Below are 7,772 nucleotides of genomic sequence, written 5' to 3' on the forward strand. Positions count from 1 at the left end.
AACTGGTGTGGACGCCCCGCCGTTGATCTCACCGGCCGGCCGTCGGTGGAGGCCGCCGGATGGCGGTGCCCGTCCTGTGAGGACGCGCGGCTGCGGGTGACCGTCGTCGGCGACCGGCGGACCGCCGAGGAACTCGGGCGCGCGTTCCCGGGCGTTACGGTCCGCACGTCCGGCCGGGACGGCGTGCTGGCGACGGTCGCGGCGGCGCCCGTTCTGGTGGTGTCCACGCCGGGCGCCGAGCCGCTCGCCGACGGCGGCTACGGCGCGGTCCTGCTGCTCGACACCTGGGCGTTGCTCGGCCGCACGGACCTGCGTGCGGCCGAGGAGACCCTGCGGCGGTGGTGCGCGGCGGCGGCGCTGGCGCGGCCGGCCGCCGACGGCGGCCGGATCATCGTCACCGCCGATGTCGGCCTGGCGGTGGTGCAGGCGCTGACCCGCTGGGACCCGGGCTGGTTCATCCATCGTGAGCAGGACGAACGTGCGGCCCTCGGCTTTCCGCCAGCGACCCGGATCGCCGCTGTCGAGGGCGCTGCCGGCCCGGTCGCCGAACTGATCGCAGCCGCTGAGCTCCCGGCCGGCGCCGATGTGCTCGGCCCGGTTCCGGTGGCTGGGCCAGGCGGGCCAAGTGGGCTGAGTGGGCCGGGCGGCCCCAGCACCGGTGCCGGGGCCGGCGCCGGGCAGCCCGCGGCCGGCGAGCAGCGGTGGGAACGCGTCCTGGTGCGCGTCCCCAGAGCCCGTGGCCAGCAGTTGGCCGTTGCGCTCAAGGCGGCGCGCGGCGTGCTCGACGCCCGCAGGTCCGCGCCGGTCCGGGTCATCCTCGACCCGGTGGCCTTACTGTGACGGGCGGCTGTGCCGGGCGACGTGCCAGCAGGTGACCGGCGGCTGCGCGGGCCCGGGTGTTTTCGCGCCCGTGGGCCCTTGGTCCTACCGTGGAAGCCCGTAGCATGGATTCTCTTCATCGGGTGTGGCCGCGATCGAGTGTGGCCGCGCGGCCACAGTGCTCGACAGGTGTGTATCCGGAAGGGGTGCGACAGTGACGGTCCGGGAGATCCGACTGTTGGGGGACCCGGTGCTGCGGACGGTGGCCGATCCTGTCACCACGTTCGACAAGGAGCTCCGCCGGCTCGTCGCGGACCTCACCGACACGATGCACGAGGCGGACGGGGTCGGGCTGGCGGCGCCGCAGCTCGGGGTGTCCCTGCGGGTGTTCGCCTATGACGTGGACGGCGAGGTGGGGCACCTCGTCAACCCACTGCTGGGGCCGTTCAGCGAGGAGCTGATGGATGGCGAGGAGGGCTGTCTTTCCCTGCCTGGCATCGCGTTCGAGCTGAAACGGCCGGAGCGGGTGCTGGCTGTCGGCCAGAACGTCCACGGCGACCCTGTCACGATCGAGGGTAGTGGCCTGCTGTCACGCTGCGTCCAGCATGAAACCGATCATCTGGATGGTGTGCTGTTCATCGACCGGCTGGACCGGGCCACGAAGAAGGCCGCGATGCAGGCGATCCGCGAGGCGCAGTGGGCAGGGCAGACCCCTCCCGCGGTGAAGACCTCGCCGCATCCGCTGTTCGGGCGCGCCCGCTGATGCGGCTGGTGTTTGCCGGCACCCCGGCCGCCGCGCTGCCGAGCCTGCGGGCGTTGCTCGACTCGCCCCGCCATGAGGTCGTCGCGGTGGTGACCCGCCCGGACCGGCCGGCCGGCCGCGGTCGCAAGGTCGCCCACTCGCCGGTGCGGGCACTCGCCGAGGAGGCCGCGGTGGAGGCGCTGGTGCCCGAACGCCCGCGCGATCCCGCTTTCCTCGCGCGTCTCGCCGAACTGGCGCCGGAGTGCTGTCCGGTGGTGGCTTACGGAGCGCTGCTCCCGCGGGCCGCCCTCGACATCCCCAAGCACGGCTGGATCAACCTGCACTTCTCCGTGCTCCCGGCGTGGCGCGGCGCCGCCCCGGTGCAGCATGCCCTGCTCGCCGGGGACGAGGTGACCGGCGCGTCGGTCTTCCAGATCGAGGAGGATCTCGACAGCGGCCCGGTCTACGGGACGCTCACCGAGACCATCGGCGGTCATGATACCGCCGGTGACCTGCTGGAACGGTTGGCCGACGCGGGCGCCAGGCTGCTCCTGGCCGTGCTGGACGGCATTGACGACGCGGCTGCGCGGGCCCGGCCGCAGGCGGCCGAGGGCGTGTCGATCGCGCCCAAGCTGACCGCGGCCGACGTGCGCATCGACTGGTCCGCGCCGGCCCTCCACATCGACAGGCTGGTTCGGGCGGCCACGCCGGCACCTGGTGCCTGGACGACCTTCCGTGATCATCGGATCAAGCTCGGTCCGGTGCGGCCGTGCTCCACCTCGGGGGACCTGCGGGTCCCCGCGCTGGAGCCCGCGCAGATCGGCGTGTCCGCCGGGCACGGGGAGATCGCCGTCGGTACCGGCGGCGGAGCGGTCCTGCTGGGTGAGGTGCGTCCCGAGGGCCGTGCGTCCATGACCGCCAGTGCGTGGGCTCGTGGCGCCCGGTTGACTGACCGTGAAAGGTTCGTGTGAGCAGGGCTACCACCACCGGCTCCCCAGCTGCCTCCTCCGCGCCGGGGAGTGCCCGCTCACCACGGGCGGTCCCGGCGGATCCCGCGCGGTTGCTCGCCTGGGAAGTCCTGCGAGCGGTGGACGAGCGCGGTGCCTACGCGAACCTGCTGCTTTCGGCCCTGACCGCGCAGCGTCAGCTCCCGGTCCGGGACCGGGGGTTCGCCACCGAGCTGACCTACGGCACGCTGCGTGCGACGGGCATCCTGGACGCGCTGCTCGCAACAGTCACCAGCCGTCCGGTGGACGCCGTGGACCCGAAGGTGCGCGATGCCCTGCGGCTCGGCGCCTACCAGCTGCTCTATACCCGGGTGCCGACGCGTGCGGCGGTCGCGTCAACCGTTGACCTGGTTCGCCACACCAGCGGCGAGCGGCCGGTCCGATTCGCCAACGCGGTCCTGCGGCGGGTCGCGTCGCGGGTGGACGAGACCGGCGGTGACCTCGCGGCCCTGCTTGCCGCGCCGAGCTACGAGGACGACCCGATCGGTCATCTCGCGCTGGTCACCGCCCATCCGCGCTGGGTGGTCGAGGCGTTCGCCGCGGCGCTGGGCGGCGACCTGGCCGAGACCCGCTCGGCGCTGGCGGCCGACGACCAACGGCCGACCACCCATCTAGTCGCGCGACCCGGTCTGATCGACGCCGAGGCGCTGCTGGACGCGGTCCGGGACGGGGGCCTGGCGGGCACGCCCGGTCTGTGGTCGCCGTACGCGGTCCGCCTCGCCGGTGGTGATCCGGGACGGCTCGCGGAGGTCACCGACGGCCGGGCCGGTGTGCAGGACGAGGGCAGCCAGCTGGTCGTGACGGCACTGTCGAGGGTGGCGACGCGGGGTACGGACACCGGGGTGAGCGTCGACCTGTGTGCCGGCCCTGGCGGCAAGACCGCCGTACTGGCCGGTCTGCTGCCCGCGAGCAGGCTGGTCGCGCTGGAACCGCGGGCCGCGCGGGCCAGGCTGGTGACCCAGGCGGTGGCCGGCCGGTCCAACGTTCTGGTGACCCGGGCGGACGGCCGTAGGCCGCCGCTACGGCCGGGGAGCGTCGACCGGGTGCTGGCCGATGTCCCCTGCACCGGTCTCGGAGCGCTGCGACGCCGGCCCGAGGCCCGCTGGCGCCGTGCGCCCTCCGACGCCGTGGTGCTGTCCCGTCTCCAGCGGCTGCTGCTGGCCGCGGCCCTTGACCTGGTGCGTCCTGGCGGTGTCGTCGCATACGCCACCTGTTCGCCGCACCCGGCGGAGACCACCGACGTCGTGACGGACGTGGCCGCGCGGCGCGCTGACGTGTCCGTTCTGGACGCCCGGGTATTCCTGCCCGAGGTGGGCGCTCTCGGTGACGGCCCGTTCGTACAGCTGTGGCCGCACCGGCACGGCACCGACGCGATGTTCCTTGCCCTCCTGCGCCGCACCTAACCGACTGCTGGTCGCTCTAAGAAGATCCGCTTCTACGCATATGCCCTGTGCATGCGCTGGGTGCTGGGTGCTGGTGTGTCGGGTGCGCTCATGGGCTGACGGGATGACCGAGACCACTGACATCTCGACGTTCATCGGAGCCTGGCGGCCCAGAGCCGGCCGATACGCTCGCAGGCGTGGCCACCGCGCAGATCTACCCGAGCCTGCTCGCCGCCGACTTCGGGCGGATCGCGCAGGCGGCCCTGTCGGTCGAGGGGCACGCCGACTGGTTGCACGTCGACATCATGGACTACCACTTCGTCCCCAACCTGGCGCTGGCGCCGGATACCGTGACCGCGTTGCGCACGGTCACCGCAACCCCGCTTGACTGCCATTTGATGATCTCCGATCCGGACCGCTGGGCCGCCGGCTATGCCGAGCGGGGCGCGGCCAACGTCACGATCCACGCTGAGGCCGTCACCGACCTGCCCCGTACCACCGATGCCATCCGGGCGGCCGGCGCGCGCACCGGCCTGGCGGTGAAACCGGCTACTCCCGTCGAGCGTTACATCGATGACCTGCATCGCTTCGACCTGCTGCTGCTGATGACCATCGAGCCGGGGTTCGGGGGGCAGACGTTCATGGACGAGGTCCTGCCGAAGATCACGGCGGCGCGGCGGCTGCTGGACGACCGCGGCCTCGATCTGTGGCTGCAGATCGACGGTGGGGTCAATGCCAACACCGTCGAGCGGGCCGCCGAGGCCGGGGTTGATGTCTTTGTCGCCGGCACCGCCGTCTATGGCGCGGACGATCCCGCGGCAGCGGTTGAATCGTTGCGGGCGCAGGCGCTGCGGGCGTCGCCACGGCTGGTCGCGCCCGGCGTGCCGACAACCTGACCGCCATGCCAGCGGGCGGCGGGCGGTGCCGGCCGCGCCCGGCGGTGCCTGGTGCTTCGCACGGATTCCGCGCGCCCATGCGGCTTTCATGTGCAAGACTCGGGCAGGTAGTTGTAGCAGCACGCGCGCTCCGGGGTCGGTGAAACTCCGAGCCGGCGGTGACAGTCCGCGACCCGTCCGCAGCCAGCGGCCGGTGGACCCGGTGAAATTCCGGGACCGACGGTGAAAGTCCGGATGGGAGGACGCGCGCGGGCGTGTGCCGTCCGGCGGTTATCACCGTCGCGCACGGTCCGTCTGGCGCCTGTGCGCTGGCGGCGTCCCGCGTGCTTACCCCTTGTCTCGGACGTGGTGCCGACACAAGGGGGAACACCAGGAATGTTCACCGGCATCATCGAGGAACTCGGCGTCGTCGCGGCCGTCGAGCCGCGCCCGGCCGCCGCTCGGCTCGTCATCAGCGCGGCCAGGGTGCTCGAGGACGTCAGCGAGGGCGCGTCCATTGCGGTCAACGGGGTCTGCCTGACCGTCACCCGCTGGTTTTCCCAAGGCGACGGGCAGGCCTTCGCCGCCGATGTCATGCAGGAGACCCTCACCCGTTCGGCTCTTGGTGGACTGTCCGTCGGGGACGCCGTCAACCTCGAGCGCGCGGTGCGCCTGGCCGATCGCATCGGCGGCCACCTCGTGCAGGGGCATGTGGACGGCGTCGGTGTGGTGGTTGACCGACAGCCGAGCACCGCTGTGCCGGCCGCCGGCAGCGCCACGGAAGATGATCGAGCCGCCGGTGGCGGGGCGGTGCCCCAGTGGGAGATCGTGCGTATCAGCCTGCCGCCGGGCCTGGACCGCTACCTCGTCGAGAAGGGGTCCATCACGGTTGACGGCGTCAGCCTGACGGTGGTTGATGTCACCGCGGCGACGGCGTCGACACCGCCCTCGTTCACCGTGAGCCTGATCCCGACGACGTTGCGGACGACCACCCTCGGCCGCCGCGTGGTGGGGGAGCGGGTCAACCTCGAGGTCGACGTGCTGGCGAAGTACGTCGAGAAGCTCACCGCCGCGCGTGACACGACCGGCGTGGGGCAGCCCCTCATCCCCACCGCCACGATTCGGAGCGGAAGCGAACAACTGTCATGAGCACATCCCTGGCAGCCAGTGACACAGGCCTGGCCTCCATCGACGAGGCGGTGGCGCAGATCGCCGCCGGCCGGCCCGTCATCGTCGTCGACGACGCGGACCGCGAGAACGAAGGCGACCTGATCTTCGCGGCAGAGCTGGCCACCCCGGAGCTGTTGGCGTTCACGGTCCGCTACACCTCAGGTGTGATTTGCGCACCCATGGACGGGGCTGACGCCGACCGGCTGGATCTCGGCCAGATGGTCCCGCGCAACACCGATCGGATGGGTACCGCGTTCACCGTCTCCGTCGATGCCCGCGACGGGGTGACGACCGGTATCTCAGCCGCTGACCGGGCACGTACGATCAGGCTGCTGGCCGATCCCGCGACCACCGCCGCGGACCTCACCAAGCCCGGCCACGTGTTCCCCCTGCGGGCCAAGGCCGGCGGCGTGCTGCGCCGCCCCGGCCACACCGAGGCGGCAGTGGATCTGGCCCGGCTGGCCGGGCTGCGTCCCGCCGGAGCCATCTGCGAGATCGTCAACGACGACGGGAGCATGGCCCGGCTGCCGGAACTGATGAAGTTCGCCGCCGAGCACGGGCTGTTAGTGATCTCGATTGCCGACCTGGTGGCCTACCGGCGCCGTAGTGAGCGGCACGTCGAGCGGGTCGCCGAGGCGGCGATCCCGACCCGTCACGGGGAGTTCCGGGCGTTGTGCTACCGCAGCGTCATCGAGGACATCGAACATGTGGCGCTGGTCAAAGGCGACATCTCCGGCGGCCGTGACGTGCTTGTGCGGGTGCACAGCGAATGCCTGACCGGGGACATCTTCGGATCGCGGCGCTGTGACTGCGGGACGCAGCTCGACGCCGCGTTGCGCATGATCTCGCTGGAGGGCAGGGGCGTGGTGCTCTACATGCGGGGGCACGAGGGCCGGGGCATCGGTCTCATCCACAAGCTCCGGGCATACCAGCTACAGGACGCCGGGCACGACACCGTCGACGCCAACCTCGCTCTCGGGCTGCCCGCCGACGCCCGCGACTACGGCACGGGCGCCCAGATCCTGGTGGATCTCGGGGTTCGGACGATGCGCCTGCTGTCCAACAACCCGACCAAACGGGCCGGGCTCGAAGGCTACGGCCTGGAGATCGTCGAGCGGGTCGCGCTGCCGGTGAACTTCACCCCCGAGAACCTGCGCTACCTCACCACCAAAAGGGACCGGATGGGACATGATCTGCCGGGTCTGCCGAAAGCGGCCGGAGCCTGTGCCGATGTCCCGCACCATCGGGTCCCGCCGGCCGGAGCCGCGGACACCGATCTGGTGATGGCGGACGTGTGCCAGGGAGAGCCGGCGTGAGCGGCACCGGCTCGCCGTCGGCACCCATCCCCGATGGCGCGGGCCTGCGGCTGGCCGTGGTGGCGGCCCGGTGGCACGGTGAGATCACCGATGCCCTGCTGGACGGGGCCCTGCGGGCAGCCAAGGATGCCGGCGTCGCCGCACCGGTGGTGGTCCGGGTGCCCGGCGCGGTGGAACTCCCCGTCGTCGCCGCGGCGCTCGCCGCCAGTCACGACGCGGTGGTGGCGTTGGGAGTGGTGATCCGCGGCGGTACCCCGCACTTCGACTACGTCTGCCAGTCGGTGACCGCCGGACTCACCCGGGTCGCTCTCGACACCGGTGTCCCGATCGGCTTCGGCGTCCTGACCTGCGACACGGTCGAGCAGGCACGGGACCGCTCCGGGCTGCCCCCGGCCACGGAGGACAAAGGGCGGGAGGCCGCCTTCGCCGCGCTGGAGACCGCGAAGATCCTGCGGGGGCTA

7 protein-coding genes, 1 pseudogene and 1 riboswitch are annotated in these 7,772 nt (G+C 72.2%); all 8 genes and pseudogenes read left to right on the top strand.

The window, feature by feature from the left end; all coding sequences use genetic code 11:
* A pseudogene (locus MJ785_RS18805) lies at positions 1 to 840 on the top strand (primosomal protein N'); the annotation flags it as partial.
* 193 nt (positions 841 to 1,033) lie between these two features.
* A complete protein-coding gene (gene def / locus MJ785_RS18810; protein ID WP_239312707.1) occupies positions 1,034 to 1,582 on the top strand; it encodes a peptide deformylase in 549 nt (182 codons plus the stop codon).
* Entirely contained in the window at positions 1,582 to 2,532 is a 951-nt protein-coding gene (fmt, locus tag MJ785_RS18815; protein WP_239312710.1) for a methionyl-tRNA formyltransferase, read from the top strand. The genes def and fmt overlap by 1 nt, the downstream gene beginning before the upstream one ends.
* Entirely contained in the window at positions 2,529 to 3,971 is a 1,443-nt protein-coding gene (locus MJ785_RS18820; RefSeq protein WP_370651734.1) for an RsmB/NOP family class I SAM-dependent RNA methyltransferase, read from the top strand. Before fmt ends, MJ785_RS18820 begins: the two co-directional genes overlap by 4 nt.
* A 176-nt stretch (positions 3,972 to 4,147) precedes the next feature.
* A complete protein-coding gene (gene rpe / locus MJ785_RS18825) occupies positions 4,148 to 4,846 on the top strand; it encodes a ribulose-phosphate 3-epimerase (RefSeq protein ID WP_239377599.1) in 699 nt (232 codons plus the stop codon).
* A gap of 121 nt (positions 4,847 to 4,967) precedes the next feature.
* Positions 4,968 to 5,096, top strand: a riboswitch (FMN riboswitch).
* 125 nt (positions 5,097 to 5,221) lie between these two features.
* Positions 5,222 to 5,974, top strand: coding sequence for a riboflavin synthase (gene ribE, locus MJ785_RS18830; protein WP_239377598.1), 753 nt, complete (start codon positions 5,222 to 5,224; stop codon positions 5,972 to 5,974).
* Entirely contained in the window at positions 5,971 to 7,311 is a 1,341-nt protein-coding gene (locus MJ785_RS18835; RefSeq protein ID WP_239313929.1) for a bifunctional 3,4-dihydroxy-2-butanone-4-phosphate synthase/GTP cyclohydrolase II, read from the top strand. Before ribE ends, MJ785_RS18835 begins: the two co-directional genes overlap by 4 nt.
* Positions 7,308 to 7,772 (top strand): 6,7-dimethyl-8-ribityllumazine synthase (gene ribH, locus MJ785_RS18840; RefSeq protein ID WP_239382070.1); only part of this gene is annotated, 465 nt, incomplete at its 3' end. The genes MJ785_RS18835 and ribH, both read left to right, overlap by 4 nt.

Origin of the sequence: Protofrankia sp. CiT1 (genome assembly GCF_917627335.1) — a bacterium.
Classification (GTDB): Bacteria; Actinomycetota; Actinomycetes; order Frankiales; family Frankiaceae; genus Protofrankia.

Coding starts and splice junctions, on each gene's coding strand:
- ribE (WP_239377598.1), top strand. CDS start 5,222: ATGTTCACCGGCATCATCGAGGAACTCGGCGTCGTCGCGGCCGTCGAG.
- MJ785_RS18835 (WP_239313929.1), top strand. CDS start 5,971: ATGAGCACATCCCTGGCAGCCAGTGACACAGGCCTGGCCTCCATCGAC.
- fmt (WP_239312710.1), top strand. CDS start 1,582: ATGCGGCTGGTGTTTGCCGGCACCCCGGCCGCCGCGCTGCCGAGCCTG.